This is a genomic window from Lysobacter sp. Root494 (genome assembly GCF_001427225.1).
In the GTDB taxonomy this organism is placed as follows: domain Bacteria; phylum Pseudomonadota; class Gammaproteobacteria; order Xanthomonadales; family Xanthomonadaceae; genus Agrilutibacter.
Window position 1 is genome coordinate 473,255 of record NZ_LMFH01000001.1, and the last position, 17,225, is coordinate 490,479.

General features: G+C 66.4%; 14 protein-coding genes. 13 read left to right on the forward strand and 1 reads right to left on the reverse strand.

From position 1 onward, the window contains the following. The first annotated feature begins 228 nt into the window (after positions 1-228). From ASD14_RS01930 to ASD14_RS01950, 5 genes are all read left to right on the forward strand, one after another. Positions 229-2,196 (forward strand): M1 family metallopeptidase, encoded by a 1,968-nt coding sequence (locus tag ASD14_RS01930; RefSeq protein ID WP_056128050.1) that lies wholly within the window; start codon positions 229-231, stop codon positions 2,194-2,196. A gap of 25 nt (positions 2,197-2,221) precedes the next feature. Beyond that, positions 2,222-3,178: an alpha/beta fold hydrolase gene (locus ASD14_RS01935; protein ID WP_235565279.1), complete on the forward strand. Its 957-nt coding sequence runs from the start codon at positions 2,222-2,224 to the stop codon at positions 3,176-3,178. An 87-nt stretch (positions 3,179-3,265) separates the two neighbouring features. Beyond that, the gene (locus ASD14_RS01940) at positions 3,266-3,997 is read left to right on the forward strand and encodes a hypothetical protein (protein ID WP_056128056.1); all 732 of its coding nucleotides are present in this window, start codon (positions 3,266-3,268) and stop codon (positions 3,995-3,997) included. 219 nt (positions 3,998-4,216) lie between these two features. Next, on the forward strand, positions 4,217-4,684 hold the full coding sequence (locus ASD14_RS01945; protein ID WP_056128059.1) for a YbaK/EbsC family protein: 468 nt from the start codon (positions 4,217-4,219) through the stop codon (positions 4,682-4,684). Between the two features lie 112 nt (positions 4,685-4,796). Continuing rightward, positions 4,797-5,531, forward strand: coding sequence for a glycoside hydrolase family 16 protein (locus tag ASD14_RS01950; protein WP_056128062.1), 735 nt, complete (start codon positions 4,797-4,799; stop codon positions 5,529-5,531). A 325-nt stretch (positions 5,532-5,856) separates the two neighbouring features. Here the strand turns inward: ASD14_RS01950 and ASD14_RS01955 are convergent, their stop codons facing one another. After that, positions 5,857-6,789, reverse strand: a complete 933-nt coding sequence (locus ASD14_RS01955) for a carbohydrate kinase family protein (protein WP_056128065.1) — start codon at positions 6,787-6,789, stop codon at positions 5,857-5,859. Positions 6,790-7,032: 243 nt separating this feature from the next. Here ASD14_RS01955 and ASD14_RS01960 point away from each other — a divergent pair, with 243 nt between their 5' ends. From ASD14_RS01960 to ASD14_RS01995, 8 genes are all read left to right on the forward strand, one after another. Further along, positions 7,033-8,079, forward strand: a complete 1,047-nt coding sequence (locus ASD14_RS01960; RefSeq protein WP_056128068.1) for a rod shape-determining protein — start codon at positions 7,033-7,035, stop codon at positions 8,077-8,079. A gap of 134 nt (positions 8,080-8,213) precedes the next feature. Next, on the forward strand, positions 8,214-9,359 hold the full coding sequence (gene mreC / locus ASD14_RS01965; RefSeq protein WP_056128072.1) for a rod shape-determining protein MreC: 1,146 nt from the start codon (positions 8,214-8,216) through the stop codon (positions 9,357-9,359). After that, positions 9,356-9,841, forward strand: a complete 486-nt coding sequence (mreD, locus tag ASD14_RS01970; protein WP_056128075.1) for a rod shape-determining protein MreD — start codon at positions 9,356-9,358, stop codon at positions 9,839-9,841. The genes mreC and mreD overlap by 4 nt, the downstream gene beginning before the upstream one ends. 6 nt (positions 9,842-9,847) lie before the next feature. Beyond that, a complete protein-coding gene (mrdA, locus tag ASD14_RS01975; RefSeq protein WP_056128078.1) occupies positions 9,848-12,049 on the forward strand; it encodes a penicillin-binding protein 2 in 2,202 nt (733 codons plus the stop codon). Next, positions 12,046-13,164, forward strand: a complete 1,119-nt coding sequence (gene rodA, locus ASD14_RS01980) for a rod shape-determining protein RodA (protein WP_056128081.1) — start codon at positions 12,046-12,048, stop codon at positions 13,162-13,164. The genes mrdA and rodA overlap by 4 nt, the downstream gene beginning before the upstream one ends. 165 nt (positions 13,165-13,329) lie before the next feature. After that, positions 13,330-14,496 (forward strand): lytic murein transglycosylase B, encoded by a 1,167-nt coding sequence (gene mltB, locus ASD14_RS01985; protein WP_343123452.1) that lies wholly within the window; start codon positions 13,330-13,332, stop codon positions 14,494-14,496. Continuing rightward, positions 14,493-15,752: a septal ring lytic transglycosylase RlpA family protein gene (locus tag ASD14_RS01990; RefSeq protein WP_056128083.1), complete on the forward strand. Its 1,260-nt coding sequence runs from the start codon at positions 14,493-14,495 to the stop codon at positions 15,750-15,752. Before mltB ends, ASD14_RS01990 begins: the two co-directional genes overlap by 4 nt. A 166-nt stretch (positions 15,753-15,918) precedes the next feature. Next, positions 15,919-17,121 carry a D-alanyl-D-alanine carboxypeptidase family protein gene (locus ASD14_RS01995; protein WP_056128085.1) on the forward strand — a complete coding sequence of 401 codons (1,203 nt, stop codon included), beginning with the start codon at positions 15,919-15,921 and terminating at the stop codon, positions 17,119-17,121. Positions 17,122-17,225 lie beyond the last annotated feature (104 nt).

The window sequence follows — 17,225 nt, forward strand, 5'->3', positions numbered from 1 at the left end:
AAGGTTTAGGTGCCGTCAGTCGGGCTTGACTCGGGAACCTGTCTGCGAACTACGCACATGTGGCTCATGTGGCAATGACGACTGCTGGCGTGGTGCGCTGCTGGGAAGCAGGGCATCTCCGTTCCCGGCATGAAGTTCCGGACGCATGCTCAAGCCGCCGGCCTTGGCTAGGTCCCGCTAGCGGCGGCAGCGCTACACTCCGCGCTTTCCGATCTGTAGGCCCGATCCATGCGCCATTCGATCCTGATGCTGTCCCTTGCGGCCGTGCTGGCCGTCACCGCCGGTTGCCAGCGCAATACCGCACCCGCCGCCGATGCGGGCAAGCCGGACACCGCCACTTCCGCCACCACCGCTGCCACGCAAATGATCGACGAGCATTCCTACGCCGAACCGGACAAGGTCAAGGTCAAGGACCTCGCCCTCGAACTGAAGCTCGATTTCGACAAGAGGCAGATCGACGGCAGCGCGACGCTGACACTCGATTGGCTCGACCAGAAGGCGACGAAGCTCAACCTGGATACGCGCGACCTGACGATCGGCAAGATCGTCGGCGAACGCAGCGACGGCAAGTGGGAAGACCTCAAGTACACGCTGGCACCGGCCGACAAGGTGCTCGGCAGCAAGCTCACCATCGAGACCCCGCAGCGCAACCAGCGCGTGCGCATCACCTACACCACGTCGCCCGATGCCTCCGGCCTGCAGTGGCTCACCGCGGCGATGACCGAAGGCAAGAAGACGCCCTTCATGTTCAGCCAGTCGCAACAGATCCACGCGCGTTCGTGGGTTCCGCTGCAGGACACGCCGTCGGTGCGCTTCACCTACACCGCGCACGTGCTTGCGCCGAAGGATGCGATGGTGGTGATGAGCGCCAAGATGGAGCCCGGTGCCGACAACAGCGGCGACAAGCGCGACGGCGATTACAGCTTCGCCATGCCCAATCCGATTCCGTCCTACCTGCTGGCGATCGGCGCCGGCGACCTGGTGTTCAAGCCGATCAGCAATCGCAGCGGCGTGTGGGCCGAACCTGCGGCGGTCGACAAGGCAGCGAAGGAATTCGCCGATACCGAGAAGATGATCGCGACGACCGAGAAGCTGTACGGACCGTACCGCTGGGAGCGTTACGACATGCTCCTGCTGCCGCCGTCGTTCCCGTACGGCGGCATGGAAAATCCGCGCATGACCTTCCTTACGCCGACGGTGATCGTTGGTGACAAGTCACTGGTGTCGCTGATCGCGCATGAACTCGCGCACAGCTGGTCCGGCAACCTCGTGACCTTCTCCAGCGCGCGGGATGCGTGGTTGAACGAAGGCGTCACCAGTTATGTCGAGAACCGCATCATCGAGGAGCTGTACGGCAAGGAACGCGCCGACATGGAGAACGTGATCGAGCGCAATGAGCTGGCCGCCGATTTCAAGGGGGCAATCCCGCCGCAACTGCAACCGCTCTCGATCAAGCCGGGCCTGATGGCGGATCCCGATGAGGTGGACCGGGGCGCGGTGGTCTACGCCAAGGGTGCGTGGTTCCTGCAGTTCCTCGAACAGCGTTTCGGGCGCGCCGATTTCGATGCGTTCCTGCGCGGCTACTTCGACCACTTCGCGTTCCAGTCGATCTCGACCGACCAGTTCCGCGATTACGCCAAGGCCAACCTGCTCGAAAAATATCCGGGCAAGGTCACGCAGGAAGAATTCGACGCATGGCTGTACGAGCCGGGCGTGCCGGCCACCGCGCCGCAGACCACGTCCGCGCGCTTCGACGCCGTCGATGCCGCGCGCAAGACTTGGCTCGACAACGGCACGCTGCCGGCGAAGGACGCGACCGCGAAGTGGACCACGCAGGAATGGGTGCACTTCATCGAAGGCATGCCGGAGAAGCTTTCGACCGAACAGCTCGCCGCGCTCGATGCCACGTACCACTTCACCGGCACGCCGAACGGCGAGATCGCGCAACGCTGGTATCCGCTCGCGGTGCGTAGCGGCTACACGCAGGCGAATGCGGAAATCGCGAAGTTCCTCGAGCGCGTCGGCCGGCGCAAGCTGATCATGCCGACGTACAAGGAGCTGGTGAAGACGCCGGAAGGGCTGAAGCTGGCGGAAGAAATCCTGGCGCGGGCCAAGCCGGGTTACCACCCGATCACCACCGGTTCCGTGGAAGCGGCAATCGCGGAAGGCAAGGCGGGCAAGCCCGCCACGAACTGACCGCCTGATGCGGACGCATCGTCCCTTGCGTACGGCCGCCCTCGTGGCGGCCGTATTGCTTGCGCTGCTGGTGCTTGCGGGTGCGATTGCCATCGCGCTCGATCCGTATCGGCTGGTGCGCGCCGAGTTCGCGCGTCAGCGATGGGATGCGGGACTGTCCCGCGCCAGTATCGACGTGGCCGGTCATCGCTGGGTCTACGCATACAACGACGACGCACCTCGCGACGCGCCCACCATCGTGATGGTCCACGGCTTCACCGGCAGCAAGGAGAACTGGTATCTCCTCGCGAAGCGCCTGCGCGGGCAGTACCGGCTGCTCATCCCCGACTTGCCGGGGTGGGGCGAAAGCGAACGCAAGGCTGGGGAAGATTACGGTTTCGTCGCGCAGAGCGAACGTCTCGATGCATTCGTGCGCGCAACGTCCCCGGACCGGCCCGTGGTGCTGTTGGGGCATTCGATGGGCGGCGGCATCGCGGCGCTCGCCGCGGCACGCCATCCGCGCGACATCGCGCGCGTCGGCTTGTTCGCGGCGGCGGGCGTGCGCTTCAGGGACAACCGGTTCGGCATCGACGTGCTGGCGGGGAAGAATCCGTTCGGCGTCGAAGACGAAGCATCGCTGCAGCGTTACCTGGACGTTCTCTTCCACGATGAAGCGGCAAGGCCGGTGGTGCCGTGGCCGGCTTCGTCCGGACTGATCGCGCATCGCCGCGCGGGAGCTGCCTTCGAACAATCCGTGCTCGACAGGATCGGGCGCGGGCCGGAACGCTTTCTGCCCGGCGACGGAGCGGCGAACATCCACCAGCCCGCGTTGTTGCTGTGGTGCCGGCAGGACGCCGTGATCGATCCCAGCGCGATGGCGCTGTACGCTGCGCGCATGCCGCAGCCCACGCAGGTGATGCTCGATGGTTGCGGCCACATGTCCATCATGGAACGCCCCGATGCCGTTGCCGACGCGGTAAGGACGCTGGTCGAAACACCGTAGGAGCGCCCCGTAGGCGCGACCTTGGGTGTGGCAAGGCTTCAGGCATCGCGCCCATGGGGCGCTCCTACGACAACGGGATTCTCGACAATGACTTCGACCAGGCTGCATCTCATCCTCGCCGTTTCCCTCGCGCTGTCCGCATGCAATTCGTCGGAAAAACAGAAGGCGGCCGCCGAAGCCGCGGCGGCCGCGCAGGCCGCGGCGAAGGAACAGAAGGCTCAGGAAATCGGCAAGCAGTTCGACGCGAAATACGCGGAGAAGAACTGGGTTCTGGCGGCCGCGCATGGCGAGGAACTGGTGGTGATGCACCCAGACAGCCCGGTGACCGCGCGGATCCGCGCGCAATACGAAGAGGCCAAGGCAAAGGTTGGCGAGACCCGCGAACAGCAACGCATGGCCGCGCTGTGGGAATACCAGAGCGTGCCGGTGAAAGGCGGCAACCAGCTGTCGGCCGCGATCTATTCGAAGAAGCCGATCGACACCGGCTTCGGCACGCCGTATCCGGTGCGGCTGATCTTCCGCGACCACCCGTCGTGGGGCCGCAGCAGCTACCTCGTGCTGGAGAACGGCGACTTCGACTGCTACGGCGGCTGCAAGGTGCAGGTCACGCTCGACAACAAGGCGCCCAAGGCGATGGCGGCGTCGCGGCCGAAGACCGATGAAGCGATCGCGATGTTCATCGAGGACGAGCGCGCGCTGTGGCGCATGGCGGGCAGCGCGAAGACGATGACGATCGAGTTTCCCGTGAAGATGGGCGGCAAGCGCAGCGCGCTGTTCGAAGTCGGTGGACTGGACAAGGGCAAATTGCCGAAGTGGTGATACGCCCATAGGAGCGCCCCATGGGCGCGACCACATCGCGTGCGTGCGGTCGCGCCCATGGGGCGCTCCTACGTTCACGCCACCGGTGTGCAGCGGGAGTAAGCTCGACCGCAATGGCGTGCACAGCGCGCCGGGACGGCGCAACGCAGGATGCACGCGCCGCGTCCACCAGCGGCGCCGCCGCACGGGACGAAAGGCGGATGCCTTGCGGAGGGAGTCATGCTTTCCCCACGCCTGCACAACCTGCTTGACGAGCATCACTCGGCCTACCAGACGCTGGTGCACGACCGCACCGTCACCGCGCACGAAACCGCCGCCGCTTCGCACGTACGCCAGCAGCAGTTCGCCAAGACGGTGATGCTCAAGGTCGATGGCAAGCTCGCGATGATGGTGATGCCCGCGTCCTATCGCATCGACCTGACCCGGCTCTCCCGCGCACTTGGCGGTGGCGTGGTGGAACTGGCGGGCGAAACCGAATTCAAGGACGCCTTCCCCGATTGCGAGCTCGGCGCGATGCCGCCGTTCGGGCATCTGTACGGCATGCCGGTGTATGTCGATTCGCGCCTGGCACAGCAGCCGGAGATTGCCTTCAATGCGGGCTCGCACACCGACGCGGTGCAGATGCCGTACGAGGAGTTCGAGAAACTGGCCCAGCCCGAACTGCTGTGGCTGGCCCACGTGATGTGATCGAAGCGGCCGGAGCGGAATGGCTCCGGCGTGCACAGTGGCGAGGTGCGGCGATGCCGGTTTCCGGCATCGGCCCCGCGCGCAGGCATGTATCCACTACAGGGAGCAGGTGATGGAACGTGTATACGGAAGGTGGTTGGCGGTTGCACTGGCCGGCATGGCAGGACTGGCGACAGCATCGCCATGCATGGCGAAGACGCTGGTGTTCTCGGGAATGACCTGGACCGTGCGACCGAACGGCCAGGGCGGGCCGCGCAACAACTACTGGTGCGAGAACAATGCCTTCGTCGATGCGAGCGGCGACCTGCACCTGCGCATCACCCATGCGAAGGGGAAATGGTGTGCGGTCGAGATCGTCAGCGACCTGCACCTGGGATTCGGCATCTATCAATTCCAGTTGAAGAGCCGCGTCGACCTGCTCGATCGCAACGTGGTGCTGGGGTTGTTCAACTACCCGACGGCCGACGTCGGCGCCGATGGCACCCACGAGATCGACATCGAGTTCGCGCGCTGGGGCGACGCGCGCGCCGACATGCTCAATTACACGGCGTGGCCGGTGCAGCAGTCGCTGGGGCCGTGGGGCAACACGTTTCCGCTCGCGCTCAACGGCACGCTGAGCACGCATCGCTTCACCTGGCAGCCGACGTACATCCGGTTCCAGTCCACGCACGGGCACTACGACGACAACCGCTATCCGATCGCCGACTGGACGTTCGCACCGGCGGACTACGCGAACCGGATCGCGCAGCGGGCAATGCCGGTGCACATGAACCTGTGGTTGTTGGCGGCGCCGTCGGATCGCAAGCCGGTGGAAATTGTTGTTCACCGGTTTAGTTACATGCCGTAGGGCGTGAGTCATACGCAGTGGAGCGTGTCGTCACTTCCCCTCACCCTGCCGTCGCTGCGGCGACGGCTGTCCCTCGCTCTGCCCCCGGCCCTTGCGCATAGCGCAAGGGCGTTCAGTCGGGCGTGCGCCAGTGGCGCACAAGCGCCCGCCTTCACCCCGCAAGCGGGGCGAGGGCGATTCCTTCTCCCCGCTTGCGGGGAGAAGGTGCCCGAAGGGCGGACGCCCCGGAGGAAGCACCCTTGGGATGTGAGGGGCGCTCTTGCCGGCAAAAAGAAGGCCGCCTATGAGGCGGCCTTCGATGCATCGTTGAACGACAGAGCTCAGATCAAAGCGCGTACCCAAACTGCTGCTTGAACTGCTCGGCAAACTCGTCGTAATCGAAACGCTGGTTCTGCGTGCCCGGATGCTCGACCTTCAACGCGCCCATCAGGTTGCCGATGCGGCCGATGGTCATCCAGTCGTAGCCCTTCTCGATGCCGAAGATGAGGCCCGCGCGGAACGCGTCGCCGCAGCCGGTCGGATCGGTGACACGGCGTTCGTGCGCGGGTGCCACGTCGAAAATTTCCTTCGCGGTGTGGATCTCGGCGCCCTTCGGCCCGCGCGTGCAGATGTACGCCTTCACGCGGGAGACGATGTCCTTGTCGCTCCAGCCGGTGCGTTCCTGCAGCAGGTTGGATTCGTAATCGTTGACGGTGACGTAGTCGGCGAGCTCGATGAAGTCGCGCAGTTCGGCACCGTTGAACAGCGGCATCGCCTGGCCCGGATCGAAGATGAAGGGAATGCCGGCTTCGGCGAATTCCTTCGCGTTCTGCAGCATGCCTTCGCGGCCGTCGGGACTGACGATGCCGAAGCTGACGTTGGGCACGTCCTTCACGTGGTTCTCGTACGACCGCATCATCGCGCCCGGGTGGAAGGCGGTGATCTGGTTGTTGTCGTGGTCGGTGGTGATGAAGGCCTGCGGGGTGAACAGTTCGTCGATCACCTTGATGCGATCGAGGGTAATGCCCTGCTCGCTGAACCAGTCGCGGTACGGACCGAAGTCCTGACCGACGGTCGCCATCGGAATGGGATCGCCGCCCAGTAGCTTGAGGTTGTAGGCGATATTGCCCGCGCAGCCGCCGAATTCGCGGCGCATGCGCGGCACCAGGAAGGACACGTTGAGGATGTGGACCTTGTCCGGAAGGATGTGGTTCTTGAACTGGTCCGGGAACACCATGATGGTGTCGTAGGCGAGCGAGCCGCAGATCAAGGCTGCCATCGGCAAATCGTCCTGGTCGGGAGCCCCGGCGAGGGGCGATCAAAGAAGGTGGATCGAAGTGGGGTCCCGGGATCCCCGGGCCGGCAGAACGCCGCGCGGCGCGTAGGGTAGCGGCTGGATCTTCACGGAGCCAGCGCCAGTGCACCTTTTGGGCAAAATTTCCTTGTCTGGACAAAGGGCTGGGCGTAGGCTACCGGGCTCTTCGTGCCCCATCCCCCATACGGCAAAACGGCTGATTTCCTGATGTTCAAGAAGTTCCGCGGCATGTTCTCCAATGACCTGTCCATCGACCTGGGCACGGCCAACACCCTCATCTATGTCCGCGGGCAGGGAATCGTGCTGAACGAGCCGTCCGTGGTGGCGGTGCGCCAGGACCGCCTGATCGGCGGCAACCGCTCGGTGGCGGCGGTCGGTTCGGAGGCCAAGCAGATGCTGGGCCGCACCCCGGGCCACATCAACACCATCCGGCCGATGAAGGACGGCGTGATCGCCGACTTCACCTACACCGAGGAAATGCTCAAGTACTTCATCCGCAAGGTGCACAAGTCGCGCTTCCTGCGCCCCAGCCCGCGCGTGCTGGTGTGCGTGCCCTGCGGTTCGACCCAGGTCGAGCGCCGCGCGATCAAGGAATCGGCCGAAGAGGCCGGCGCCCGCGAGGTCTACCTGATCGAGGAACCCATGGCCGCCGCCATCGGCGCCGGCATGCCGGTGACCGAGGCCCGCGGCTCCATGGTCGTCGACATCGGCGGTGGTACCACCGAAGTCGCGGTCATCGCCCTCAACGGCATCGTGTATTCGCAGTCGGTCCGCATCGGCGGCGACCGCTTCGATGAGGCGATCATCGCCTACGTCCGCCGCACCTACGGCACCCTGATCGGCGAAACCACGGCCGAGCGCATCAAGCTCGAGATCGGCTGCGCGGTGCCCCAGAAGGAGCCGCGCTCGATGGAAGTGTCCGGCCGCAACCTCGCCGAGGGCGTGCCGAAGATGGTCAAGCTCAACGCGAACGAAGTGCATGAAGCATTGCGCGAGCCGCTTGCGGGAATCGTGGCCGCGATCCGCCTGGCCCTGGAACAGACCCCGCCGGAACTGTGCGCCGACGTCGCCGAGCGCGGCATCGTGCTGACCGGCGGCGGCGCGCTGCTGCGCGACCTCGACACCCTGATCAGCGAGGAAACCGGCCTGCACGTGCAGGTGGCGGACGATCCGCTGACCTGCGTGGCACGCGGCGGTGGCCGTGCGCTGGAACTGGTCGACATGCACGGCAACGAGTTCTTCGCGCCGGAATGAGTCGGGTCCCGGAAGGCGCAGTACGGAAGCACGACCGCTTCCACATATCGCCTTCCGACTTTCAGCACAATGCAGGACCGCGTGGCGCGTCTGCCGCTTCGCCTCTTCCGACCCCTTCCTCCTGTTGATCTGACGTGCCTTCCTACGCCGGTCCTTCCGCCAGCCGCTCCGGCGACATCGCCGACACCCTGCGGCTGCTGGCGTATCTCGCGCTGGCCGTCGTCCTGATCGTGCTCGACCATCGCGGCGGCTGGCTCAGCCGCGTGCGGCAGCAGGCGCAGGCGCTGACCCAGCCGGTACGCGCCGTCGCCGGCCTGCCGGGACGCGTGGTCGAAGCTGTGTCCAACGATGCCGGCACCCTCAGCCAGCTCACCGCCGAAAACCGCCGCCTGCGCAACGAACTGCTGGTGACGCGTGCGCGCATGGCGCGGCTGGCGACCGTCAATGCCGACAACGCGCGGCTGCGCGGCCTGCTCGGTGCATCCGGGCAAGGCAGCCTCGATGTGCAGCTGGCGCCGGTGCTCGACGTCGATCTCGATCCCACCCGCCAACGCCTGGTGCTCAGCGCGGGCAGCGGCGATGGCGTGCGCATTGGCCAGACCGTGATCGATGCGGGCGGCGTGGTCGGACAGATCATCGAAGTGGGGCCCTTGCAGTCGACGGTGTTGCTGCTCACCGATCCGGACCACGCGATTCCCGTGGCGATCGCCCGCAACGGCGTGCGCCTGATCGCCTACGGCACCGGGCGCGCCGACCAGCTCGCGCTCGCCAGCGTGCCGCTGTCGAGCGACGTCAAGGTGGGCGATGTGCTGGTGACGTCGGGCCTGGGCGGCCGTTTCGCAGCGGGCTTCCCAGTCGGCACCATCACGGCACTGCGGCCGGACGAAAGCCGCGCGTTCCTCGTCGGCGACGTGAAGCCGGCGGCCGAACTCGACCGTGGCCGCGACATGCTGTTGCTGCGCACCTTGCCGCCGCGTCCGGTGATCGGGCCGCAGGCGCCGGGCGGCGCGTCGTCTGGTTCGCAGGCAGGAGGTGCGACGGGTGCGAATTCGCCGGCGACGCAACCTGCGACTTCAGCGACTGCTTCGAATGCAAGGAACACGACCGCGGCGCGCGGAGAGTCGGCGCGCGCGGCAGCACCGTCGCCGTCGATGCAGGCGCCGCAGTCCGCGCAACAAGCCAGGCCGCAACAGGCGCCGCCGCAACAGGCCACGCCGCCGGTGAACCAGACCGGCAAGCCGCAACCGATACCCGCCGCGCCCGTGCAGGAGCAACGCTGATGCGCTCGCGTTCGCCCTGGGTCCTGCCGCTGAGCCTGCTCGTCGCGCTGCTGCTCACGCTGCTGCCGATTCCGCCGGCCCTGCAACTGCTGCGGCCGTACTGGCTGGCCCTGGTGCTCGCGTACTGGGTGATGGAAGACCCGGATCGCGTCGGCCTCGGCCTGGCGTTCGTGATCGGCGTCGTCGCCGACCTGGTGGTCGGCACGCTGCTCGGTGAGCAGGCGCTGCGGCTGGTGGTGATCACCTTCATCCTGCAGCGGTTCCGCGCGCGGCTGCGCTTCTTCCCGATGTCGCAGCAGGCGCTGGCGATCGGCGCGCTGCTGCTCAATGACCGCATCGTCGCACTGGCGGTCCGGCTGACGCTGGGCGAACCGCCGCTCGCGTCGCTCGCGTGGTTCTCGCCGCTGGTCGGCATGCTGCTGTGGGTGCCGGTCTTCATGCTGCTGGACGGGATGCGCATGGGCGGCTGGGGCAGGCGCTAGACACAGATGAGCCTGCGTCCACGCCGCCGCGTACTGAAGAACACCGCGCTGGAGGCCGATCAGTTCCGGCGCCGCGCGTTCCTCGCCTTCGCCGGCGTGCTGTTCGCGCTCGGCGGCCTGGCGCTGTGGTACTTCCGCCTGCAGGTGTGGCAGCACAGCGAGTACGTCACTCGCTCGGAAGAGAACCGCATCAAGCTGCGCCCGGTGGTGCCCGCACGCGGGCTGATCTACGACCGCAAGGGCCGCATCCTCGCCGACAACGTGCCGGCGTACCGCCTCGACGTCACGCCGCAGGAAGCCGGTGACAGCAAGCAGTGGCTGCCGGAACTGCAGAAGCTGGTGTCGCTCTCGCCCGAGGACATTGCCAGCTACGAGGCGAACCGTTTCGTCGCGCGCGGTTACAAGCCGGTCACGCTGAAGCTGCGGCTTACCGAGGAAGAAGCCGCGCGCTTCGCGGTCGACCGCTGGCGCTTCCCCGGCATCGAGCTGCAGTCGTACCTCAATCGCCGTTATCTGTACGGCGAACTGCTTTCGCACGTGATCGGCTATGTCGGACGCGTCGACGTCAACGACCTGAAGTCGATGAGCGAGAGCGACAGCGCGCTCAGCCACGTCGGCAAGACCGGCCTGGAGCGCTATTACGAGCAGGACCTGCGCGGCAAGGTCGGCTACGAGAAGATCGTCACCAATGTCGATGGCCGACCGATGTATTCGGCGGGTCGCGTGCCCGCGCAGCCGGGTGCCGACCTGCGCCTGAGTATCGACCTCGACCTGCAGCAGGCGATGGTCACCGCGTTCGGCGACATGGACGGTTCGGCGGTAGCGATCGATCCGCGCACCGGCGAGATCCTCGCGATGGTGAGCCTGCCGGGGTACGACACGAATCTGTTCGTCAACGGCATCACGCACAACGATTACCGCGCGCTGATGGACAACCCGTCGCGGCCGCTGTTCAACCGCAACGTGCTCGGTGGTGGGCCGCCGGGTTCGACGGTGAAGCCGCTGATCGCGCTCGCCGGCCTCGACAGCGGCCTGCGCACGCCCGAATCCAAGGTGTTTTCGACCGGCACGTTCTACATCCCCGGCCAGCGCCGCGGCTGGCGCGACGCGCACGGCGCCGCCGGCTGGACCGACCTGCGCAAGTCGATCTCGCATTCGGTCAACTTCTACTACTACAAGCTCGCCTACGAGATGGGCATCGAGCGCTTCGCGCAGTACATGTACAAGTACGGCTTCGGTGCGAAGACGGGGATCGATCTCGCCGGCGAGAACATCGGCGTGGTGCCGTCGATCGAGTGGAAGCGTAAGCGTTCGAAGGAAGGCTGGTATCCGGGCGAGACAGTGAACGCCGGGATTGGCCAGGGTTACTGGGTCGCCACGGTGCTGCAGCTGGTGCGCGGCACCGGCGCGATCGCCAATGGCGGCTATCTGCAGCGGCTGCATCTGGTCGACGATCGTCGCGACGGCTACGACCGTCCGTGGACGCCGCTGCCGCAACCCACGCCCGCGCGCATCACCGACAACCCGAACAACCTGCGCGCGGTGCAGGAAGGGATGATCGAGACGATCCATGGCGGCGGCACCGGCGCGGCGATGGCACGCGGCGCGCCCTACATGATGGCCGGCAAGACCGGCACCGCGCAGAAGATCAGCCGCAAAGGCAACGTCAGCGTCGATCCGCACAACCTGCCGTACCACCTGCGCCACCAGGCGCTGTTCGTGGGTTACGCGCCTGCGGAGAACCCGACCATCGCGATCGCGGTGTCGGTGGAACACGGCGGTTTCGGCGGCACCGCGGCGGCGCCGATCGCGCGCAAGGTGTTCGACGCGTGGCTGCTGGGCAAGATGCCCGAGCCGGTGGAGGACGTGACGCGGTCGCCGCAGGGCGGGATGTTGATGCCGGGACGGGAGCCGCCGTCGGCGGTGCCGACGTTGCCTGCGACCGCCGAGGCTTCGAGCGGCACGCATATGCCAACGATCGCGGGTGTGGTCGCGTCAGGCGCCGTGCGCGCCGACGCGACGGCCATGCCTGCTGTTTCCGGGACGAATTCAACGGCAGCGAACGCTGCCGCCAGCGTGCACTCACCGGGTTCGATTCAAACGCCATCTGCCGCGCAGGCATCGCCGGTGGAGCGCCGCGAACCGCAGCGCGAGCGCCCAACCAGCCAGCAACCGCCTATCGAGCAGGCGCCGGAGCCGACGCGATGAGGATCATCCTGCGCTGGCTCTTCGACCTGCTGCTGCGCTTCGTGCGCACGCTCGACCTGCCTCTGCTCGGCGCCTTGCTCGCGTTGATGGCGATCGGCCTGGCTGTGCTCTACAGCGCGGGCGACGAATCGATGCGCCTCGTGTTCGCGCAGGGCGCGCGCTTCGCGGTCGGTCTGGGTTTCATGTGGCTGCTTTCGCGCATACCGCCGACACAGTTGCGCAACTGGACCCCCTGGATCTACGGACTGTCGATGGTGCCGCTGGTCGCGGTGCTGATTCCCGGCGTCGGCGCGGGCAAGCACGGCAACCACTGGATCAATCTCGGTCTTTTCTACTTCCAGCCGGCGGAACTGCTGAAGCTGAGCCTGCCGATGATGGCGGCCTGGTACCTCAATCGCCGGCCGCTGCCGCCGCGCATCGATGTCGTGTTGATCGCCGCGGTGATCATCGGCGTGCCGACCGGACTGATCCTGCTGCAGCCCGACTTCGGCACGGCGATGCTGGTCGGCATCAGTGGCGCCTTCGTGCTGTACCTGGCGGGGCTGCCGTGGTGGTGGTTCGGCGCGGCGTTCGCATCGGTGGCGGCCGTCGCGCCGGTCGCGTGGTTCTGGCTGCTGCGGCCGTACCAGAAGGACCGCATCCTCACTTTCCTCAATCCCGAATCCGATCCTCTCGGCACCGGCTGGAACATCATCCAGTCGAAGATCGCGATCGGCGCGGGCGGTTTCTTCGGCAAGGGCTGGGGCGAAGGCTCGCAGTCGCACCTCAACTACATTCCCGAGCACACCACCGACTTCATCTTCGCGGTGCTGAGCGAGGAGTTCGGCTGGCTCGGCGTCTCGCTGGTGCTGTTGCTGTACCTGTTCGTGATCGGCCGCTGCCTGTGGATCGCTGCAGGTGCGCGCGAGGGTTATTCGCGGCTGGTCGCCGGCGCGCTCGGTCTCGCGTTCTGCGTGTACGTGATCGTCAACGGCGGGATGATCGCTGGCCTGTTGCCGGTGGTGGGCGTGCCGATGCCGTTGCTCAGCTACGGTGGCACGTCGGCGGTGTCGCTGCTCGCGGGCCTGGGAGTGGTGATGGCGGTGCACGCGCATCGGCCGGTGCACGCACGCTGACGCCTTGAACGATCGCCTCGCTTCTTCACATCGGCGAAGCTGACCGCAGCGTTCATCCATCGGGAAAACAAAGGTTTTTCGATGCGGAATCGCATGCTACCCTCGGCCGCGATGACCCGATGCCCGCACCCTTCACGCGCGTGGTTCAAGGCGGTGCCGCCTGCACTGACCTCCGCGCCGGTTCTTACACTCGTACTCGCGCTTGCCGGTTGCGCCACGCAGGTGCCGCCTCCCGCAACGAAGCCGGCATCCACGCCTGCGACGCAAACGGCGACGCCCACCGCACCGGGCATGACGCCATCCGATGCGATCGCCACGCCGCTGCCGATGCCGCGTCCGCCGAGCGAGGAAGTGCGCCGGGCATTCGTGGTCGAAACGGCGACGAAGTACGGCCTCGACGAGGCCTACATCGAATCGGTGCTTGCGCATGCGCAGATCCGCGAGAGCACTGTCGCGGCGATGTCGCGTCCGGCGGAAACCAAACCCTGGCGCGATTACCGCCCGATCTTCATCACCCAGCAGCGCATCGATGGCGGCCGCGCCTTCCTCGCGGAGCATCGCGAGCAGCTCGCGCGCGTCGAAGCGCAGTACGGCGTGCCGGCCGAAGTGATCGTCGCGATCCTCGGCGTCGAAACCATGTGGGGTCGCAACACCGGCAAGACGCCGGTGCTCGATGCGCTGTACACGCTCGCCTTCAACTATCCGCGCACCAACCTGCCCGACAAGATCGCGCGCGAGAACCAGCGCGAAGCGTTCTTCCGCGACGAACTCGCGCAGCTGCTGAAGATGGGCAAGGAAACCGGCTTCGACGTCGCCACGTTGCAGGGCAGCTATGCCGGCGCGATGGGGTGGGGGCAGTTCATGCCTTCGAGCTATCGCCTGTATTCGGTCGATGGCGACAGCGATGGCACGCGCGATCTGTTCAGCGATCTAGATGACGTTTTCGCCTCGGTCGCCAACTACTTCGTGAAGAAGGGCGGCTGGCAGCGCGGGCAACCGGTGATGGTGCGCGCGTCGTACACGCCCGGGGCAATTCCGCTGGTCGACTCGAACGGCGAGCCGATCCACACGCCGGAAACCCTCGCGCAGGCCGGTTACCGGCCGCTGGAACCGGTGCTCCCTGGGCTCACCGCGGCGCCGATCAAGCTCGATGGCGAAACCGACGAGTACTGGCTGACATTCCGCAACTTCCGCGCGATCTGGAGTTACAACAACTCGATCCGCTACGCGACCGCGGTGCACCAGTTGTCGCAGTTGATCGCGGCGCCTGCGGAAAACCCCGCACCGTTGGCTGCGCCCGCCGAGCCCGCTCTGGGACAGCCGGGAACATGAGGCGGCTGCTCGCCATTTCGGTAGTCACGCTCGGCCTCGTGGCCTGCGCCGGCGCTCCGAAGAAGTCCGCACCGCCACCGTCGGCCAGGGCCGAAGCGGAAGCCTCCGACATCGCATCCACGCCCGGCCGCAGGAAATCGCCCTACGCACCGGCGCAGGAAGATCCGAACAAGCGCGGCGATTACGTCGCCGGTGGCCTGTACGCGCCGCACGTGCGCGACAGCGTGCCCGACGAGATTCCCGACGTCGACGCGATTCCCGAGCCGGAAGTCACCAACGAGCCGCGCTCGGCGGTAGGCAATCGCAAGACCTACGCGGTGCTCGGCAAGAAATACGAAGTGCTCGACGATGCGAAGGGCTATGTCGAAACCGGCGTCGCTTCGTACTACGGCAAGAAGTTCCATGGACGCCGCACGTCGAACCTCGAGGTGTACGACATGTACGCCTTCAGCGCGGCGCACAAGACGCTGCCGCTGCCGAGCTTCGCGCGAGTGACCAACCTCGACAACGGCAAGTCGGTGATCGTGCGCGTCAACGATCGCGGGCCGTTCCATTCGGGCCGCCTGATCGACCTCAGTTACGCGGCGGCGACCAAGCTGGGCTATGTCAGCCAGGGCACTGCGCGCGTCGAAGTGCGCGCACTCATGCCGGGCGAAACGCAGTCCGTGTACGCGAGCCGCAAGGACGATGCGAAGCCGCAATCGTCCGCGGCGTCGGCGAAAGCCACCGGCGCCACGCAAAGCCCGATGGATCGCCTGGTGGCCTCCGTGCCTGCGGCCGACAAGCCCGGTGCGAGCGCAACCGCCGCGGTTTCCACCGATTACCGCTTCGACATGCGCCAGGACGGCAAGGCGATGACCGCTGCCGAATTCGATGCGTGGATGAAGTCGCGGCAGTTGCGCATCGCCACGGGCAAGCCCGGCAGGCCCCTGCCGGTTGCGCGGGAAGTCGCTTCCGCCGTACCGCTGCAAGCCCCTGAAACACCAGCGCTGCCCACGCCGCCACGCGAGATCGTGAAGACCGGCGAACGCGTGGTCCTGCAGGTCGCATCCTTTGCCGCGCGTGCCAACGCCGATCGCGCGCTCGCCATCCTGCAGGGTGCCGGGATCGCCACGGCTGCGTTGACCGATGGCGACGCCAATGGCCAGAAGGTCTGGCGCCTGCGCGTGGGTCCGCTGGCCCTCGACGCCGCCCCGGAGCTCGCTACCCGCATTTCCGGCCTGGGCTTCGGTACGCCGCAACGCGTGCGGGAGTAGCATCGCCACGCAGTTCGTTCCAAGGCCCGTGCACAGGCTGCGGCGTGCGCCCGGGCATGCAGTCCACCCTGCTGCTGCATTACGATTTCCCGCGTTTTCGCGCCATCCCTGCATCTCCACGCAGTAAACAGACCGACCGCACCGGTCGTCCGGAGTAGTTCCCGCAATGAAATTCCGTTCCGCTCTCGCCACCGCCTTCCTGCTCACGTCCGCGCTTGGCCTGGCCGCGGCGCAGACACCCGCGCCGACGCCGGCGCAGCCGCCCGCCAGTGACGCGTTGCCCGTTCCCGCGCCGCCGAAAGTAACCGGCACCTCGTGGGTGCTGATGGACTACGCCAGCGGCAACGTGCTTGCGGGCGAGGGTTACGACACGCGCCTTGAGCCGGCAAGCATCACCAAGGTCATGACCAGCTACGTGATCGCCGCGGAAATCGCCGGCGGCAAGGTCAAGGCCACCGACCAGGTGATGATGAGCGAGAACGCCTGGCGCAAGGGCGGCGCCGGCACCGATGGCAGCTATAGCGGCTTCGAGGTAAACAAGACCGTGTCGCTGGAGCAGATGGAAAAGGGCATGGCGGTGCAATCCGGCAACGATGCCGCGATCGCGCTGGCCGAGCATGTCGCCGGCAGCGAAGACGCCTTCGCTTCGCTGATGAACGCCTATGCCACTCGCATCGGGATGAAGAACTCGCACTTCCTCAATGCGACCGGCCTCTCGGAACAGGGCCACTTCTCGACCGCGCGCGACCTCGCGCTGCTGGGCCGCGCCTTCATCCGCGATTACCCGCAGACCTATGCCTACAACAAGATCAAGGAATTCACGGTCGGCCCGATCACCCAGCCCAACCGCAACCTGCTGCTGTGGCGCGATCCCACCGTCGACGGCATCAAGACCGGTCACCATTCGGGCGCGGGCTACTGCCTGATGGCCTCCGCGCTGCGCGGCGACCAGCGCCTGATCAGCGTGGTGATGGGTTCGACGTCCGAGGCGCAGCGCGCCACCGATTCGCTCGCGCTGCTCAACTGGGGCTTCCGCTTCTTCGAAACCCACAAGCTCTACGACGCCGGCAAGGCGATCGCCAAGCAGAAGGTATGGAAGGGCGAGGCTGCCGAGGTGAACCTCGGCGTGGCCGAGCCGATGCTGGTCACCGTGCCGCGCGGCCGCTACGCGCAGCTGAAGCCGTCGATGGACGTGCCCAAGAGCCTGGTCGCGCCGATCAAGAAGGGCCAGAAGATCGGTACGGTGAAGGTCTCGCTTGATGGCAAGGTGATCGCGCAGCGTCCGCTCGTCGCGATCAATGCGGTGGAAGAGGGCGGTTTCTTCAAGCGCCTGTGGGACGAGTTCTGGATGTGGTGGGAATCCGACTGAGTCCTTCCGCGCGAATCTGTCCTGTAGTCGACGGAATTCGCGTATTGCCAGCTTGAAGCCGTGGCCGGCTCGCGCCGCTAGCGCAGCCGGCCATTGCGTTTCTG

Coding starts and splice junctions, on each gene's coding strand:
- ASD14_RS01955 (WP_056128065.1), bottom strand. CDS start 6,789: ATGGCAGCCTTGATCTGCGGCTCGCTCGCCTACGACACCATCATGGTG.
- ASD14_RS01945 (WP_056128059.1), top strand. CDS start 4,217: ATGCTTTCCCCACGCCTGCACAACCTGCTTGACGAGCATCACTCGGCC.
- mrdA (WP_056128078.1), top strand. CDS start 9,848: ATGAGCCTGCGTCCACGCCGCCGCGTACTGAAGAACACCGCGCTGGAG.
- ASD14_RS01995 (WP_056128085.1), top strand. CDS start 15,919: ATGAAATTCCGTTCCGCTCTCGCCACCGCCTTCCTGCTCACGTCCGCG.
- ASD14_RS01990 (WP_056128083.1), top strand. CDS start 14,493: ATGAGGCGGCTGCTCGCCATTTCGGTAGTCACGCTCGGCCTCGTGGCC.
- ASD14_RS01940 (WP_056128056.1), top strand. CDS start 3,266: ATGACTTCGACCAGGCTGCATCTCATCCTCGCCGTTTCCCTCGCGCTG.
- rodA (WP_056128081.1), top strand. CDS start 12,046: ATGAGGATCATCCTGCGCTGGCTCTTCGACCTGCTGCTGCGCTTCGTG.
- ASD14_RS01930 (WP_056128050.1), top strand. CDS start 229: ATGCGCCATTCGATCCTGATGCTGTCCCTTGCGGCCGTGCTGGCCGTC.
- ASD14_RS01950 (WP_056128062.1), top strand. CDS start 4,797: ATGGAACGTGTATACGGAAGGTGGTTGGCGGTTGCACTGGCCGGCATG.
- ASD14_RS01960 (WP_056128068.1), top strand. CDS start 7,033: ATGTTCAAGAAGTTCCGCGGCATGTTCTCCAATGACCTGTCCATCGAC.